Source organism: uncultured Cardiobacterium sp. (assembly GCF_938028185.1).
In the GTDB taxonomy this organism is placed as follows: Bacteria; Pseudomonadota; Gammaproteobacteria; order Cardiobacteriales; family Cardiobacteriaceae; genus Cardiobacterium.
Genome location: NZ_CALJAH010000397.1, coordinates 1 through 17,062, shown reverse-complemented (window position 1 = coordinate 17,062; position 17,062 = coordinate 1). Strand labels below are relative to the sequence as shown.

The 17,062-nt window shown below is 62.2% G+C and carries 12 protein-coding genes and 1 pseudogene; 12 read left to right on the top strand and 1 reads right to left on the bottom strand.

The features are described 5' to 3' along the window. Window positions 1-39 precede the first annotated feature (39 nt). The 5 genes from rho (at window position 40) to Q0349_RS11550 (ending at window position 6,131) form a co-directional block, all read left to right on the top strand. Complete coding sequence (gene rho, locus Q0349_RS11570) at window positions 40-1,302, top strand: transcription termination factor Rho (RefSeq protein WP_298081134.1); 1,263 nt, start codon at window positions 40-42, stop codon at window positions 1,300-1,302. A gap of 111 nt (window positions 1,303-1,413) precedes the next feature. Further along, entirely contained in the window at window positions 1,414-1,860 is a 447-nt protein-coding gene (locus tag Q0349_RS11565; protein ID WP_298081133.1) for a hypothetical protein, read from the top strand. Window positions 1,861-1,972: 112 nt separating this feature from the next. Then, window positions 1,973-3,526 carry a glucan biosynthesis protein gene (locus Q0349_RS11560; RefSeq protein ID WP_298081132.1) on the top strand — a complete coding sequence of 518 codons (1,554 nt, stop codon included), beginning with the start codon at window positions 1,973-1,975 and terminating at the stop codon, window positions 3,524-3,526. Further along, on the top strand, window positions 3,523-5,592 hold the full coding sequence (gene mdoH, locus Q0349_RS11555; protein WP_298081131.1) for a glucans biosynthesis glucosyltransferase MdoH: 2,070 nt from the start codon (window positions 3,523-3,525) through the stop codon (window positions 5,590-5,592). The genes Q0349_RS11560 and mdoH overlap by 4 nt, the downstream gene beginning before the upstream one ends. A gap of 236 nt (window positions 5,593-5,828) precedes the next feature. Continuing rightward, window positions 5,829-6,131, top strand: coding sequence for a hypothetical protein (locus Q0349_RS11550; protein ID WP_298081130.1), 303 nt, complete (start codon window positions 5,829-5,831; stop codon window positions 6,129-6,131). Window positions 6,132-6,193: 62 nt separating this feature from the next. Here the strand turns inward: Q0349_RS11550 and Q0349_RS11545 are convergent, their stop codons facing one another. Beyond that, window positions 6,194-7,027: a carbohydrate-binding family 9-like protein gene (locus tag Q0349_RS11545; protein ID WP_298081129.1), complete on the bottom strand. Its 834-nt coding sequence runs from the start codon at window positions 7,025-7,027 to the stop codon at window positions 6,194-6,196. 173 nt (window positions 7,028-7,200) lie between these two features. Between Q0349_RS11545 and Q0349_RS11540 the strand changes: the two genes are divergently transcribed. From Q0349_RS11540 to Q0349_RS14155, 7 genes and pseudogenes are all read left to right on the top strand, one after another. Next, window positions 7,201-8,124 carry a mevalonate kinase gene (locus Q0349_RS11540; RefSeq protein WP_298081128.1) on the top strand — a complete coding sequence of 308 codons (924 nt, stop codon included), beginning with the start codon at window positions 7,201-7,203 and terminating at the stop codon, window positions 8,122-8,124. Between the two features lie 64 nt (window positions 8,125-8,188). Further along, window positions 8,189-9,499 (top strand): homoserine dehydrogenase, encoded by a 1,311-nt coding sequence (locus tag Q0349_RS11535; protein ID WP_298081127.1) that lies wholly within the window; start codon window positions 8,189-8,191, stop codon window positions 9,497-9,499. A 208-nt stretch (window positions 9,500-9,707) separates the two neighbouring features. Then, complete coding sequence (gene recJ / locus Q0349_RS11530) at window positions 9,708-11,381, top strand: single-stranded-DNA-specific exonuclease RecJ (protein WP_298081126.1); 1,674 nt, start codon at window positions 9,708-9,710, stop codon at window positions 11,379-11,381. A 32-nt stretch (window positions 11,382-11,413) separates the two neighbouring features. Further along, window positions 11,414-12,037 carry a GDSL-type esterase/lipase family protein gene (locus Q0349_RS11525; RefSeq protein WP_298081125.1) on the top strand — a complete coding sequence of 208 codons (624 nt, stop codon included), beginning with the start codon at window positions 11,414-11,416 and terminating at the stop codon, window positions 12,035-12,037. 133 nt (window positions 12,038-12,170) lie between these two features. Next, entirely contained in the window at window positions 12,171-15,236 is a 3,066-nt protein-coding gene (locus Q0349_RS11520) for an NAD-glutamate dehydrogenase domain-containing protein (protein WP_298081122.1), read from the top strand. Window positions 15,237-15,545: 309 nt separating this feature from the next. Further along, the gene (locus Q0349_RS11515) at window positions 15,546-16,976 is read left to right on the top strand and encodes a DUF945 family protein (RefSeq protein ID WP_298081121.1); all 1,431 of its coding nucleotides are present in this window, start codon (window positions 15,546-15,548) and stop codon (window positions 16,974-16,976) included. Continuing rightward, window positions 16,951-17,062 (top strand): annotated as a pseudogene (locus Q0349_RS14155) (pseudouridine synthase); the annotation flags it as partial. The gene Q0349_RS11515 and the pseudogene Q0349_RS14155, both read left to right, overlap by 26 nt.

Genomic DNA, 17,062 nt, shown 5'->3' with positions numbered 1-17,062 from the left:
TCACGCGGGGGCAAACATTCCCAGCCATCACCACACCGTATGAACCTCAGCGAACTAAAACAAAAAAGCTCCCAGGAAATCCTCGAACTCGCCGAATCCATGGGACTTGACGACATCTCCCGCAAACGCAAACAAGACCTCATCTTCAGCATCCTCAAAGCGCACGCCAAAGGCGGCGAAGAAATCAGCGGCGACGGCACCCTCGAACTCCTGCAAGACGGCTACGGCTTCCTCCGCGCCGAAGTGAACTCCTACCAGGCCAACCCGGACGACATCTACGTCCCGCCCGGCCTCATCCGCCGCGGCAACCTGCGCACCGGCGACACCATCACCGGCAAAATCCGCCCGCCGAAAGACAACGAACGCTACTTCGCCCTCACCAAAATCGACAGCATCAACTACGACGAACGCGGCGCCGCCAGACACAAAATCCCCTTTGAAAACCTGACCCCGCTGCACGCCGACGAAATGCTCAAACTGGAGCTCGGCAACGGCAGCAGCGAAGACATCACCCCGCGCATGATTGACCTCATCGCGCCCATCGGCAAAGGCCAGCGCGGCCTCATCGTCTCGCCACCGAAAGCGGGCAAAACCGTGATGCTGCAAAACATCGCCCAGTCCATCAGCCACAACCACCCCGAATGCTACCTCATCGTCCTCCTCATCGACGAGCGCCCGGAAGAAGTCACCGAAATGCAGCGCAGCGTCAGGGGCGAAGTCATCTCCTCCACCTTTGACGAACCTGCGCAGCGCCACGTGCAGGTCGCAGAAATGGTCATCGAAAAAGCCAAACGTCTGGTCGAACACAAAAAAGACGTCATCATCCTCTGCGACTCCATCACCCGCCTGGCGCGTGCCTACAACACCATCACCCCGGCATCCAGCAAAATCTTGAGCGGCGGCGTCGATGCCAGCGCGCTGCAACGCCCGAAACGCTTCTTTGGCGCGGCGCGCAACACCGAAGAAGCCGGCTCGCTCACCATCATCGCCACCGCCCTGATAGACACCGGCTCGAAAATGGACGAAGTCATCTACGAAGAATTCAAGGGCACCGGCAACATGGAAATCCACCTGAACCGCCGCATCGCCGAAAAACGCATCTTCCCGGCGATAGACATCAACCCCTCCGGCACGCGCCGCGAAGAGCTGATGATAGACCCGGACGTCCTGCAAAAAACCTGGATACTGCGCAAAATCCTGCACCCGATGGACGAACTGCAAGCGAGCGAATTTTTGCTCGAACGCCTGAAAAACACCAAGACCAACGAAGAATTCTTCCAGTCGATGAAGAACGTCAAATAACCCGTGCGCTTCCATTCCCCGCCCCTTGCAGAATAGCGGAGGGGACGGGCAATGGCTGCGGCTGCGCGACCTCTTCCGGCATCAGCGCCATTCCAGACATTCCGTCAACCCATGCCCAGCGTCTCTCTCCTCCTCTGGCTCGCCCTGCTTGCGACCTTCCTTACCCTTGACTACCGCCTTGACCACGCCGACCGCTTCCTTGACCCGGCGCGGGTGCAGCGCATCGCCATCACCCAAAAAGACAGCGCCATCATCCTTGAGCGCGGCAGCAGCGGCTGGACGGGTGACGGCAAACCCGTCCGCCCCGGCAGAGCCGAACAAATGCTGGACATCCTCGCCACCTGCCACAGCCCGCAGCCCCTCGCCGACCTCAAGGCACCACCCAACCCGCGCCCGCTCACCCTCACCCTTGACGGCAAACCCTACACCCTCGGCGGTTACAACACCTATCACCACGCGCACTACCTTGACGATGGCACAACCGCTTGGCTGTGCAGCGAAAACCTCAAGGCCATGCTCGCCCAGCCACCCGCGAGCTGGTTCCCCGCAAACGGCTGAAATCCGAGCAAAACCGCACCAGTACACGCGCGGCGGCGGATTACCATCCACCAATCATGCTATACTCTCGCGCCCCGAAAACCTCAAACCACACACATCACGAGCAACCAACATGAACAGACGGGACTTCATGGCAGGCGTCATCAGCGCCGCTGCCCTGACCAAAACAGCCTTTGCCCAGGAAAACGCGCCACAAGCCGAAGCCGATACCCACAGCTTTGGCCGCGTCATCACCCTCGCGCAGGAGCGCGCGCAAAGCCCGGACAAACCGGATCTCTTCAAACTCGCCGGTGCCTACGCCGACCTCAGTTACGACCAGTACCGCGGCATCCGCTTCCGCCGCAGCGCCGACCCCATCCAGTCCGGCAAATCCCAGTTCGGGCTTGACCTGCTGCCGCCCGGTCACTTCTTCAAGGAGCGGGTACGCATCTCCCTCGTCAAGAACGGCAAGGCCGAAGAAATCGCCTTTGACCCGACCCTGTTTGACTACGACCCCAACCAGTTCGACGCCAGCAAACTCGACTTCAGCGACGAAATGCGCCAGGGACTGGGCTGGTCGGGCTTCCGCCTGCGCTACCCCATCAACTCGCCCGATTACCTGGACGAATTTGCCGTGTTCCAGGGCGCCAGCTACTTCCGCGCCATCGCCCGCGACACCCTCTACGGTCTCTCCGCACGCGGCTTGGCGCTAGGTACCGGCGGCCCCAACGGCGAAGAATTTCCGCGCTTCACCCAATTCTGGATTTACCAGCCCGGCGCGGACGACCGCAGCATCCGCCTCGAAGCGCTGCTGGAAAGCGCCTCGCTCACCGGCGCCTACGCGATGGAAATCATCCCCGGCGCGGAAACCGTCTTCCTCATCAAATCCAGCCTCTTCCCGCGCAAGGACATCGAACACTACGGCATCGCGCCGCTGACCTCGATGTACTTTTTCAGCCCCAGCCGCCGCGCGGCGATTAACGATTACCGCAACGCGGTGCATGACAACGACGGCCTTGCCATCTACACCGGCGCCGAAGCCCGCCTGTGGCGTCCGCTGTGCAACCCGCAGACGCTGCAATTCTCCGCCTTCATTGACGACAACCCCAAAGGCTTCGGCCTGCTGCAACGCGCGCGCGCCTTCGACAACTTCCAGGACGCCGAAGCACGCTACGACAAGCGCCCCTCCGCCTGGGTCACACCGCGCGGCAACTGGAACAAGGGCAGCGTCTCACTCGTCGAAATCCCCGTAACCAACGAATTCAACGACAACATCATTGCCTTCTGGAGCCCGGCAGAGCCGCTCAAGGCCGGACAACGGCACGACTTCGCCTACGACCTCACCTGGTCGCAAACCGGCCCCGAATTCTCCGGTCGCGCCCGCATCAGCGGCACCCGCAGCGGTGCGGCGGTGAACAACCCCGAACTGTTCACCTTCACCGTGGACTTCACCATGCCCGAAGGCACCACCCCGCTTGACCCGGACACCCTCAAACTCAGCACCAACGCCAGCGTCGGCGAAATCAGCGGCGCCCACCTCGTCCGCCTGCCGGAAGCGGGCAAACTGCGCGCCGCCTTCGACTACCGTCCGAAAAACAACACCATGGCCGAGCTGCAACTGCGCCTCACCGACGGCAAAGACGTCCCCGTCACCGAAAGCTGGTACTACCGCTGGGTACCCTTATGAGCGCCAACCTTCCCGCCGTCCCGCCTGCCGCGCCGCTGAACATGCGCGTCCAGTCGCTGCGCAAGGCACCCGGACGCCCGCCGGTGTACACCCCGCTGCGCACCCACCTTGCCCGCCTCATCGCCTTTGGCGGCGCACTCGCCATCGGCACCCTCGGCAGTTGGCATATGCTCAAGGCCTTTGGCGACGGGCGCAGTACCCTGCTGCAATACATCCTGCTCGTCTTCTTCGCGCTCACCTTCTACTGGGTCGCCTTCTCCACCACCGCCTGCCTCGCCGGCTTCCTGCCGCTGCGCCGCCACAAGGCCGCGCTTGACCCGGACGGCGGCAAAGTGGCGCTGGTCATGCCCGTTTACGGCGAAGACCCGGCGATGACCCACGCCGCACTATTGGCGATGGCACAACAAATCAGCCAGACCGCCATTGCGGAGCGCTGCGAAATCTTCATCATCTCCGACACACAAAAACCCGACGCCTGGCTCGGCGAAACGCGGGCATTGCACATCCTGCGCGAACGCTCGCCCATCCCCGTCTGGTACCGCCGCCGCGCGCAAAACGTTGGCCGCAAATCCGGCAACGTCGAAAACTTCGTGCGCCGCTGGGGTGGCCGCTACGCCTACATGGTCATGCTTGATGCCGACAGCCTGATGGAAGCCGCCACCCTCACCGAAATGGTCGCACGCATGGATGCCGAACCGCGCCTCGGCCTCCTGCAAACCATGCCGCGCCTCATCGGCGGCGAATCACTGCTGGCGCGCGCCATCCAGTTCGCGGGCGCCCTCTACGGCCCCATCGTCGCCCGTGGCGTCGCCGCCTGGCAAGGCGAAGACGGCAACTACTGGGGACACAACGCCATCATCCGCGTCCACGCCTTCGCCGAAAGCTGCGGCCTGCCCATCCTGCGCGGACGCAACCCCATCGGCGGCCACATCATGAGCCACGACTTCGTCGAAGCCGCCCTGCTGCGCCGCGCGGGCTGGGACGTGCGCATGGACCCCGACCTTGGCGGCAGCTACGAAGGCCTGCCGCCAACGCTGGACGACCTCGTTGGCCGTGAACGCCGCTGGGCGCAGGGCAATATGCAACACCTCGGCATCATCGGCGCCAAAGGCCTGCGCTGGCCGAGCCGCATCCACTTCCTCATCGGCATCGCCAGCTACATCATGAGCCCCATCTGGCTGACCATGCTCATCGTCGGCACCGGCATCACCGCGCAAACCCTGTTCACCAAACCCAAATACTTCACCAGCGCGCGCCAACTCTTCCCCGACTGGCCGACCTTCGACCCCGAGCGGATGCTCTGGCTCTTCTTCGCCGCCATCAGCCTGCTGCTGTTGCCAAAATTTGTCGGCTGGCTGCGCATCATGCTCTCCAACAAAAAGCGGCGTGCCTTCGGCGGCGGCCTCACCGTCTGCAAAGGCTTCATCGTGGAGCTCATCGTCTCCACCCTCTACGCGCCGCTGCTGATGCTCATCCAGACCCGCCACGTTATCGACATCTTCCTTGGCCGCGACAGCGGCTGGCGCACACAAAACCGCGCCGGTGCGCTGATGCCGTGGAAAGACGCGCTCAAACGCAACCTCATCTACGTCATCATCGCCGCCATCATGCTCGCCGGCCTCATCTGGCAGGCGCCGAACCAAATCATCTGGCTCTCGCCCATCATCATCGGCCTCTTCCTCTCGCCGTGGCTGTCGCGCCACAGCGGCAACATCGGGCTTGGCAAATGGCTGGCGAAAAAGCGGGTACTGCTCATCCCCGAAGAAATCACGCCGCCTGCGATTGAAACCACAGCCGCCGCCGACAGCGCCCCCTTTGCCGCCTGCCGCAACCAGCACATCACCGAACTGGGGCGCAACCGCGACCTCGCCGCACAGCACATCGCCGCGCTCGACCTCGACGCCCCGCAAAACACCAAAGAACGGCTGCTGCACATCACCGCCAAAGCCAAACTGCAAGAAGCGGCGCACTACGCCGAGGCGCTGAAATACCTCAACCCGCAAGAACTGCTGCACGTCGCCGGTTCACCCGAACTGATCGAACTGCTGCTCAACCTGCCAGACTAAGAGCTGTTTACAATTGAAAAATCCCCCTCCCCCGCAGGGCGAAGCCCGCAGCGGGCGGGTACCCACGCAAAATGCGGACGCATTTTGCGTGGGGCCCGGGGGAGGGTTAGGGTGGGGGTAGCGGTCTTGATGCCATCACAAAAACCAAACCAACAGCCCTGCGATTGAGGCACCCATCGTTACCCAAACGCTGCTGCAACCCCGCCACACCGAAAACCCCAACCAAACCAGAAACCATGCAAACCTTGCTCTTGCACCACAGCGGCCCGCTGGGCGGCATCCTCGCCAGCGACGCCCAAAAAGAAATCGTTGAGCTGCGCCTGCGCGCGGGCAACGAAATCCCGCCCTACCAGAACGGCGCGGCCATCGTCCTCATTACCCTGAGCGGCAGCGCGGAAATCCGCAGCAACGGTGAAAGCGCGGCGATGACACCCGACCGCATCATCACCCTTGAGCCGTGGCAAAGCCACAGCATCCGCGCCACCGCCGACAACACCCACATCATCGCCATCAAAAACCTTGCCGCCGCGCCCGCCTGACTGCCGCCGTGCGCACAAAAAAAAAACCGGGTCACAACACCCGGTTTTTTGATGCCTGCCGCTTACGGCAAAAAGCGGAACACGCCAAACGCACTATCAACGTGAAAATCCGGCTGCGGCGTATTCGGATTGACCCAGGAAATCCACTCCGCACGCGGCTCCGTGCCACCGGACGGCGAAAACTCCGCACGGAACACACCGGTGCGCATCAGACCGTCGCGCAGCAGATGCAAATCCTGCAAGACCTTCAGCGGAATCTTGCCCTCGACACTATAGCCATCGCCGGTCAGCACCGCCTTTGACTCCAGCCCGGTGAGCGCCCAGTCGCTGTCAAACTGGCGGTAATAGGCGATGGCATAATCATGCACCCGCCCCTTCGCATCGACCTCAATCGCATAATAACGCTCCATGCCATTCTCGCCGGGGCGATCGACCAGCGCACCGGCGAAGAACAACTCGACCCGATCCTCGCCATCGACCGTGCTTTCATCCTGCCATTGCTCCGCCGCCAGCACCTGCTTGTCCTTGACCACGAACGAAAAATAAAAATCCTCGCCATCGCTGAACGCGCGGAACACCGTCGCTGGCGCCTCCTGCGGCGCCCAGGGAAAATGAAACGCTCCGGCAAGCGCAGGCACCTCCGCCCACACCGCCTCATCGACCTTGCCATCCAGCGCGACCTTGCCCTCGCGCCTGACCACATCATATTGCGCCATGCCGAAATTCGGACTGATCACCGGTGACGGCGCGGCAACCGCAACCACGGCCAAACCCGCCAACGCGGCGGCAACAGCAGACTTGCAGAACATAAAACACTCCTGACAAAAGAAAGGAAGCCGATTATAGCCGTTCACCGAAAGTTTCAGACAAGGCGCGTCGCCGAAGACAGTACGCATTTGTACGGCGCGGGTTTCCCTAAAAAATGGCTTCGCCATTTTTTAGGGTGCCCGGTCAGGCGACGCAACACAGTATGAGGCTTTCGGTGGATGGCTATATAACGCCACCGCCCCTTTCGCCGCGCTACACAACATCCGCTACAATTCCCGCCTCACCCCCGCACGGAGCAACCATGACCCAAACCCTGACCGCCAGCGCCCCCGGCAGCATCATGATTACCGGCGAACACGCCGTCGTTTACGGCGCGCCCGCCATCGTCTGCGCCATCGACCAGCGCGTCCGCATCCACCTCACCCCGCGCACCGACCGGCAAATCCACATCCAGAGCGCCCTCGGCGAACACCGCACCGACCTCGCCCACCTCACCGACCACCCCAAACTGCGCTACATCATCGCCGCACTGCGCCAAACCCCGCCCGCAGGCGGCCTCAACCTCACCATCGACAGCGACATTGACCCCACCCTCGGCCTCGGCAGCTCCGCTGCCGTCACCGCCGCCATCACCGCCCTGCTCTACCGCCTGCGCGGCCAAAACCCCGACCTGCTCGCGCTGCACCGCGCCGCCTACCGCACCATCCTCACCGTCCAACAACGCGGCAGCGGCGCCGACCTCGCCGCCTCGCTCGCCGGTGGCCTCATCGCCTACCAGAACCGCCCCTTCACCCGCATCGAACCACTACCCGCACCGCCCACCGGCCTCAGCCTGCGCTACGCGGGCTACAAAACCCCGACCGCCGAAGTCCTCGCCCGCATCGCCGCCCACGCCGCCATCGACCCCGACTACTACCAGCACCTCTACGACCGCATGGGCGCGGGCAGCGCGCGCAGCATCGCCGCCGCCACACGCGGCGACTGGGCGGACTACTACCAGAGCCTCAACGACTACCAGGAACTGCTAAACGCCCTCGGCGTCTGCGACGACACCCAGGCCGCCCACCTCGCCGCCGCCCGCCCGCACGCCCACGCGGTAAAAATCAGCGGCAGCGGCCTCGGCGACTGCATCCTCGCACTGGCCGACCAGCCGCCCGCGCAACACCAGCCGATCGCCATCGCCCGCGACGGCGTACGCCTCGAACACCGCCCCTGCCCGTATTGACAGCCCTTGCCGCCACACTATACTTGCCGCCTCTCATAACCTTAACCAACCCACAGGAAAACCAGTGAAAAACGTCGCCATCGGCATCATCGGATACGGAACCGTCGGACAGGGAGTCGTCGAAGTCCTGCACAAAAACGCGCGCGAAATCGAGCGCCGTTGCGGCTACCACCTGCACGTCAAAAGCGTCGCCCGTCGCAACTGGGGCAACACCGACACCGCCGCCCTGCCCTTCAGCTGCACCACCGACGCGATGGCACTCGCCCGCGACCCGGCGATAGACATCATCATCGAACTTGCCGGCGGCGAACACCCGGCGCGCGAACTGATAGAAACCGCGCTGAAACACGGCAAACACGTCATCACCGCCAACAAGGCACTCATCGCCAAACACGGCGACGCCCTCTTCGCCCTGGCGCGCGAAAAAGGACTGGAACTCACCTTCGAGGCCGCCGTCGCCGGAGGCATCCCCGTCATCAAAGTACTGCGCGAAGGCATGAGCGGCAACGAAGTCAAGCGCGTCGCCGGCATCATCAACGGCACCAGCAACTACATCCTCACCGAAATGGCACAAAAAGGCCGCGACTTCGCCGACGTCCTCAAAGAAGCGCAAGCCTTGGGCTACGCCGAAGCCGACCCGTCGTTTGACATCAACGGCACCGACGCCGCCCACAAAATCACCATCCTCGCCTCGCTCGCCTTCGGCATCCCGCTCCAGTTCGACAGCGTCCACATCGAAGGCATAGATTCACTCACCCCGGACGACATCCAGGACGCTGCCGAACTCGGCTACAGCATCAAACACCTGGGGCTTGCCGTGCGCCGCGACAACGGCGTCGAAATCCGCGTCCATCCCACCCTCGTCCCGCAAAACGCGCTGATAGCCAGCGTCAACGGCGTAATGAACGCCGTGCAAGTACAAGGCAACGCCGTCGGCAACAGCCTCTACTACGGCCCCGGTGCGGGCAAACTGCCGACCGCCTCGGCAGTCGTCGCCGACCTCATTGACGTCGTGCGCGAACTCAACCTCAAGGGCGAAGACCGCCTCGCCGAATTTGGCTACAGCGAAGTGCACGACCGCAACAGCCTGCCGGTACTGCCCGCCGACGCCTTCCGCAGCGCCTACTACCTGCGCCTCACCGTCGAAGACCGCGCGGGAGTACTGGCGGACATCACGCGAATACTGGCCGACAACCACATCTCCATCAACTCCGTCAGCCAAAAAAACCACCGCAAACACAACGACCACATCCCGCTGGTACTGCTCACCGAAACCGTCAGCGAAGCACAAATGAACCGCGCCTGCGAACAACTCGCCGCCCTGCCAGCCGTCTCCGGCGCCGTCAAACGCATCCGCGTCGAAAACATCGAATAAACACCGAGCGCCCCTGCCTGTGCCGGAAACAAAAGCCCGAAAACCACCGGACGGCTCCCTCCCCCTGTGGGGGAGGGCTGGGGTGGGGTTAATCCGCATACCTCGCTACCGATTCGCCAACCCCAAACCATCTACATACACCTGAGCGCTCTTGGTGTATGTAAACCATCCCGCCCTGCCCCACAGCATCCGCACACACCAACACCCCGTGATCACCCCCCGCCCCGCGCGCATCAACGCCGCCACCCTGCCTGCTGACTGGCACCCGCTGGTCAAAAACATCTACGCCAGCCGCCTTGCCAGCCACGACGAAATCGAAAAACGCCTGCAACACCTGCTGCCGCCGGACAACCTGCCCGACATCGCCCCTGCCCTCGCCCGCCTTGACCGCGCCCTTGCCACCGGCGACCCCGTCCTCGTTTACGGCGACTACGACGTCGATGGCGCCACCGCCACCGCCCTCACCGTGCGCGTCCTGCGCCAACTCGGTGCCAACGTGGACTGGTTCATCCCCAACCGCAGCGCCCACGGCTACGGCTTCAGCCTCGCCGGACTCGCCGCGCTGCCACGCACGCCCGGCCTCATCCTCACCGTCGATAACGGCACCAGCAGCCACGAAGCCGTCGCCGCCGCCCGCGCGCGCGGCATCGACACCCTGATTACTGACCACCACCTCCCCGGCGACACCCTGCCCGACGCCATCGCCGTGGTGAACCCCAACCGCCACGACAGCACCTTCCCCGGCAAAAACCTCGCCGGCGTCGGCGTCGCCTTCTACCTCCTCCTCGCGCTGCGCCAACACCTGCGCGCGCAAGGCCGCTGGCCGGAACAACTGCGCCTCACCGACCACCTCGACCTCGTTGCCCTCGGCACCATCGCCGACCTCGTCCCGCTCGACTACAACAACCGCATCCTCGTCAACCACGGCCTCGCCCGCATCAGGGGCGGCCAGGGCAACACCGGCATCCGCGCCCTGCTGGCAGTAGCCAACCAGAACCCCGCCCACCTCGGCGCACAAGACATCGCCTATACCGTCGCACCGCGCCTGAACGCGCTGGGCCGCCTCGGCGACATGAGCGACGGCGTCGCGCTGCTGCTCGCCGAAGACTGGCAAACCGCACAAGACTACGCCCAAGAAAGCGACGAAAAAAACCGCGACCGCAAAGCGCTGGAAAACGAAGCCGTCCAAGAAGCCGCACAACAAATCTCGCCCGTACTGCCGCTGGCCGCCGCCTACAACCCCGGCTGGCACGAAGGCATCATTGGCATCATCGCCGCCCGCCTCAAAAGCCGCTTCGCCCGCCCGGCGCTGGTCGCCACCGACAGCGGCGAAAACGGCTGGATCAAGGCCTCGCTGCGCTCCGTCAGCGCCGTACCCCTGCACGAACTGCTGCACAACGCCGCCCGCCGCCTGCCCGCCGACACCCTGCGCTACGGCGGCCACGCCGCTGCCGCCGGCCTCAGCGTCAAACGCGAACACTACCCGGCGCTGATCGACGCCATCAACCGCGCCTTCCTAGACACCTACGGCGCGACCATCCCGCCCGAACCCGTGTACATCGACGGCGAACTGCCTGCCGCGCTCCTCAACCTCGACTGGGCGCGCTACCTCGAACAACTCGAACCCTGGGGCGCGGCGCTGCCCGTGCCAGTATTCGCCAACCCCTTTGAAGTGCTGGACTGCCGCCTGCTTGGCAGCGCGCATACCCGCCTCGTCCTGCGCGAAATACACAGCGGCAACACCTACAGCGCCTCGTGGTTCTTCCACACCGCCGACTACCGCCCCGGCACCCGGCTGCGCATCGCCTACGAACTGCAAGTAAACCGCTTCTACGGCGACGAACGCCTGAGCCTCCTCGTCCAGCACGCACAGCCGCTATAAATCCCCTGCCACCCCCATCGCACACAAGAGCTATGAACCGCCGCCTATTCCTCCTCCTCGCCGCCGCCGCACTTGCCGCCTGCGGCAAAAAAACCGCCAAACACGCCGCCCTGCCGCGCGGCAGCGCCGTTCTCGCCCTTGGCGACTCGCTCACCTACGGCCAGGGCGCGAATCCGTCCGAATCCTACCCCACCCGCCTCGCCGCCATCAGCGGCTGGAACATCACCAACGGCGGCATCAGCGGCGACACCAGCGCACAAGCACTTGCCCGCCTGCCGGAACTGTTGCGCGCGCACGCGCCGCGCCTCGTCATCATCAGCATCGGCGGTAACGACTTCCTCCGCCGCCTGCCGGAAAACGAAACCCGCGCCAACATCCGCGCCATCATCCAGGCCTGCAAAACGGCTGGCGCAGAAACCATCCTCGTCGGCGTGCCGGGCGTCGGCGTCGGCGCGGCGCTGGGCTACCCCGGCGACCACAAACTCTACGCCGACCTCGCCCAGGCGGAAAACATCCCCTACTACGCCGACGGCTGGGCAAAAATCCTCGGCAACGACGCGCTCAAATCCGACCAAGTACACCCCAACGCCGCCGGATACGAAGCCTTCACCCGCGACTTTGCCGCCTGGCTGAAAGAGAGCGGCTGGCTGCGCTGACGCCCGCCGCTGTGCATTTCACGGTGAAAACTGCGCGAAACCGTTTCCCTGTCCACAAAAAACAACGCTGCCATGCTAAAATTCACCCAAGGTTACAAACCGCTATCGCTTGAAAAAACACGGGAGCAGCAACATGGGAAAAAGCCAAAAAACCGGCATCGACGCACGACTGCAAGCATTTGCCGAATGGAACACGCAGTATCACGCACAACTGAAAGCCGCAGGCAAAGAAGCACTCGCCCGCTTTGACGACATCCTCAGCTTCGCCTACCGCGAAGAAAACACGCCGCAGCAGGGCGTGACCGATACCAAACTGCTCGCCAGTCTGGATGAAAACAAACCGCTTGCCGTACAACTCTGGCACGACGATGAGGGAGAAGACGGCCTGCGCCTCTGCATCTACGGCACAGACGAGCGCATCGCCTACTTCCTGACCGTCGCCCAAATCCTGAAAAACCTCGCCCTGCCCGCGCTCGCCCTGCACGACTACAGCCTCGGCGACAACTACTGGCTGCAACGCTACGACATCGACAGCGCACTTAACGACTTCCAGCCGGGTGACGCCCCGGACAGCCATTTTGACAACATCGTCAAAGCCTTCATCAGCGTCTGGACAGGTGCGAGTGAAGACGACGACCTCAACGGCTACGTCAGCGCGCACGGTTGCGACATCCGCGAAATCGCCGTATTGCGCGCGCTCGGCAAATACCTGATACAGGCGGGCGCGCCCTACAGCTACGAACAAATCCGCGCCGCGCTCAATAACAACCCCGACGCCACCCTCGCCTTCATTGCCGCCTTCCACGCGAAAATGCAGCCGGGCAACAATGATGCCAACCGCGCCGCTGCCGCGCTCACCGAACTGCAAAACCGGCTGCAACAAATCAAAAGCGGCGAACACGAAGCCATCCTGCGCTGGTACAGCGACCTCCTGAACGCCTTGGTGCGCACCAACTACTACCAAAAAGGCGCCGACGGCAGGCCGAAAAACCGCCTTTCCTTCAAATTCGCCGCGCGCGACATCCCCAACCTGCCCAAACCCAAACCGCTCTACGAAATCTGGGTTTACGCGCCGGAAGTGGAAGGCGTGCATTTGCGCGGCGGCAAAGTGGCACGCGGCGGCCTGCGCTGGTCAGACCGCCACGGCGACTTCCGCACCGAAGTCCTCGGCCTCGTCAAGGCGCAAATGGTGAAAAACGCCATCATCGTCCCGGTCGGCTCCAAAGGCGGCTTCGTCGTCAAAAAAGCGCCTGCCGACCGCGATGCCTATCTGGAGGCGGGCAAAAACTGCTACCGCACCTTCATCCGCGGCCTGCTTGACCTCACCGACAACCTCGTCGATGGCAAAATCGTCCCGCCCGCCGACACCGTCCGCCACGACGAAGACGATCCCTATCTCGTCGTCGCCGCCGATAAAGGCACCGCCAAATTCTCCGACATCGCCAACAGCATCGCCGCCGAATACCACTTCTGGCTCGGCGACGCCTTCGCCTCCGGCGGCTCGGCAGGCTACGACCACAAAGGCATCGGCATCACCGCGCGCGGCGCGTGGGAATCGGTGAAGCGCCACTTCCGCCTGCTCGGCAAAAACATCCAGAAAGACGACACCTTCACCGCCGTCGGCATCGGCGACATGAGCGGCGACGTCTTCGGCAACGGAATGCTGCTCTCGGCAAACACCAAACTGCTCGCCGCCTTCAACCACCTGCACATCTTCATCGACCCCAACCCCGACCCGGCGACGAGCCTTGCCGAACGCGAACGGCTGTTCCGCCTGCCGCGCTCCAGCTGGGCGGACTACAACGCCGCCCTCATCAGCAAAGGCGGCGGCGTCTTCGCCCGCAGCGACAAAACCATCGCCATCACCCCGGAAATGAAGGCCGCGTTTGACATCAGCGAAGACCGCCTGACGCCGACCGAACTCATCAGCCGCCTGCTGAAAGCACCGGTGGACCTCATCTGGAACGGCGGCATCGGCACCTACATCAAGGCAAGCGACGAGACCAACGCCCAAGTCGGCGACCGCGCCAACGACGCGCTGCGCATCAACGGGCGCGACGTGCGCGCGAAAATCATCGGCGAAGGCGGCAACCTCGGCATGACCCAGCGCGGGCGCATCGAAGCCGCACAAAACGGCGTCCGCCTCAACACCGACGCCATCGACAACTCCGGCGGCGTCAACTGCTCCGACCACGAAGTCAACATCAAAATCCTGCTTAATCAAGCCATTGAGGCAGGTGAACTCGATCACGCCGCGCGCAACGCGCTGCTACATGAGATGACCGACAGCGTCGCCGCGCACGTCCTGCGGCAGAACTACCTCCAGCCGCAAACCATCAGCCTCGCCCTCTCCCGCCGCGAAAACCTCGACGACTACGCCCGGCTGATGCAGCAGCTCGAAGCCGAAGAGCGCCTCGACCGCGCCATCGAACACCTGCCGGACGACGCCAGCCTCGGCAAACGCCGCGACGCCAGCGACAACCTCACCGCGCCCGAACTGGCGGTACTGCTCGCCTACACAAAAATGTGGCTCTACGACCACCTGCTGGAATCCCCCTTGCCGGATGCGCCGTACCACCAACAAAACCTGCGCCACTACTTCCCGGCGCAACTCGCCGAAAAATACGGCAAATACATGGGCACGCACCGTCTGCACCGCGAAATCACCAGCACCTGGATGACCAACGACCTGGTGAACCGCCTCGGCATCGCTGGCACCTGGCGCGCCAGCCAGGCGAGCGGCAGCATCCCGGCGCTGGTGAATCACTACACCATCGCGCGCGAAGTAAGCGGCGCAGACGCCCTCTGGCGCGAGCTGGAAAGCCAGGACAACCGCGTCCCCGCCACCCTGCAAGACGAACTGCAACTGCGCATCCGCGACCACCTGGAGCGCAGCATCGAAACCCTCGCCCGCCACGGTGGCAGTGATGACGACCTCGAAGCAGCGGTTACCCCCCTGCAACACCGCATCACCGCGCTGCTATCGACCGCGCACTACCAGCACGGACAAAGCCGCCCGCGCGACAAGGCAGCCTGGCAAAACCTCGGCCTGCCGGAACAGCTCGCCGAACGCATCGCCACCCTGCCGCTGCACCTGGAAGCGCTGAAAGCCTGCCTTGAAGCCAAAGACGACACCAGCCTTGAACAACACTGGCAGGAAACCGTCGCCCGCCTCGCCGCGCAGGGAATGTTCCAATAACTCTCTGTTCATACGAAAGAAACCCGCCTGATGGCGGGTTTCTTTATGCGCGTGCTTTGTAGCCATCCACCGATATGCCCCCTCCTCCTTGGGGGAGGGTTGGGGTGGGGTTAATAGATGCGGGCACCGGTTCATGTATAGCCATCCTCACAAAGTCCAGTATGGCGAAGCGGTGCCTCGCACGGGATTCAGGGCAGTTTGCCATTCGGCGCCTCGCAAAGCGGGGCAGATCGGGACGTCACACAAACCTGCGGCGCGGTCGTGGCGGCTTCGCTAAAATGCGCGCTGTTTTTCTACGGAGTTTACATCATGAAAAAAGGGTTGATAGCCGCCATGATTTTGCTGCTCGGCGGATTCGCGGCGTCGCCGTGGCTGACCGGAATCCTGGTTGAGCAAGAATTGCGGAGCAAAGTACAACAAGGCGTTGCCCCGCTGGAAATACCGGAATTTTCGGACATCAAATTGACGTTGGAGGATTATCAGCGTGGCTATGCGACATCCACGGCGACATTGCGCGTGGATATGGAAAAAGATTCTTCCCGCTATTTACTCGTCATTACTCATGCACCATTGATAAAAACCGGACAGGATCTTGCCCGTATCCGTATCGTGGATGAAGACAAATCCTGGCCGGAGGGCGATTTGCGTGTTAATTGGAAACGGCAATTGCTATGGACACAAACGCTGCCGCCACAACAAAATGGCAAAGTGTTTTTCCAGGGCGGCACAATTGTGATCAGTGGTGCGGAAAAAACATTTCCGCGCAATATGCACTGGGATGCCACTTTCAATGGTGGCCATGACGACACCTTGACCCTACTGCCCTGGCAATTCCAACTGGATGTGCAGGATAATAAACTCTCGCTTTCTGTGGACAAAATCCACGCGCAGTTTGCCAACAAGAGTGAGTTTATCCTGGAAAAACCGCAAATGACCTTGGGCAACATTACAGTGGGTGGCAAAAAAACACGGGCCAATGCCAAGATTCATTTTGCCGGCGCGCGCATGACCAACCCCGATGGCACCGCAGATACCGTTTTTCATGACAGTTCGGTGATTTTGGGCATAGCGCAGGAAGGCGAAAGTTACGATTTGCTGGGGCATTTTGATGCCCACTTTACCATTGACGGCAAATTAAAATCGCGGCTGGCCGAACAATTCCCGCTTATTCCCGATCACCTTGAAGCAAAGGTATCGCTGCACAATGTGAGTGAAGATACCATCAAGGCGCTGACGGTATTCATAGACAGCATTGACGACACGAACAACAAACCGGATCTTATGGTCATGGGATTGGGATTGCGGCTCTATCAGGATTTGTTGATGCGCGACCTCATCGCAAAATATCAACTTTCTATGGATAGCGGTGATAAAAACATTCATTTTGGCATCCAGATTGCCGAGCATATTAAAGACAAAAAGACACTTGATAACCTGAAAATGGATAATGCCAAATCCATAATATCCACTTTCCAGGGCAGCACTCTGACTTTCCGCGCCAACAAGGAATGGTTTACCGATAACCCCAAGACCAGTATTATTCCGCTGAAATTTATTACCGGCAATCCGGCAATCATTGCGGATGACAAAGGCTACGCACTCGATATCAGCATTCAGGATGCGCATCTTCTGGTTAACGGCCAATCCCATGATGCCGCCGAAGCGCAGACGTTTTTCAACGCATTGACTGCATTCATACGCGGTGACCACAACCATGACGCGCAAACGCAAAAAAATTGACGGCGTACTCCTGCTCGACAAACCCGCCAGTATCAGCAGCAATCAGGCATTGCAGCAGGCGCGCTGGCTCTATCAGGCGGAGAAGG

Coding starts and splice junctions, on each gene's coding strand:
- rho (WP_298081134.1), top strand. CDS start 40: ATGAACCTCAGCGAACTAAAACAAAAAAGCTCCCAGGAAATCCTCGAA.
- Q0349_RS11565 (WP_298081133.1), top strand. CDS start 1,414: ATGCCCAGCGTCTCTCTCCTCCTCTGGCTCGCCCTGCTTGCGACCTTC.
- Q0349_RS11560 (WP_298081132.1), top strand. CDS start 1,973: ATGAACAGACGGGACTTCATGGCAGGCGTCATCAGCGCCGCTGCCCTG.
- mdoH (WP_298081131.1), top strand. CDS start 3,523: ATGAGCGCCAACCTTCCCGCCGTCCCGCCTGCCGCGCCGCTGAACATG.
- Q0349_RS11550 (WP_298081130.1), top strand. CDS start 5,829: ATGCAAACCTTGCTCTTGCACCACAGCGGCCCGCTGGGCGGCATCCTC.
- Q0349_RS11545 (WP_298081129.1), bottom strand. CDS start 7,027: ATGCGTACTGTCTTCGGCGACGCGCCTTGTCTGAAACTTTCGGTGAAC.
- Q0349_RS11540 (WP_298081128.1), top strand. CDS start 7,201: ATGACCCAAACCCTGACCGCCAGCGCCCCCGGCAGCATCATGATTACC.
- Q0349_RS11525 (WP_298081125.1), top strand. CDS start 11,414: ATGAACCGCCGCCTATTCCTCCTCCTCGCCGCCGCCGCACTTGCCGCC.
- Q0349_RS11520 (WP_298081122.1), top strand. CDS start 12,171: ATGGGAAAAAGCCAAAAAACCGGCATCGACGCACGACTGCAAGCATTT.
- Q0349_RS11515 (WP_298081121.1), top strand. CDS start 15,546: ATGAAAAAAGGGTTGATAGCCGCCATGATTTTGCTGCTCGGCGGATTC.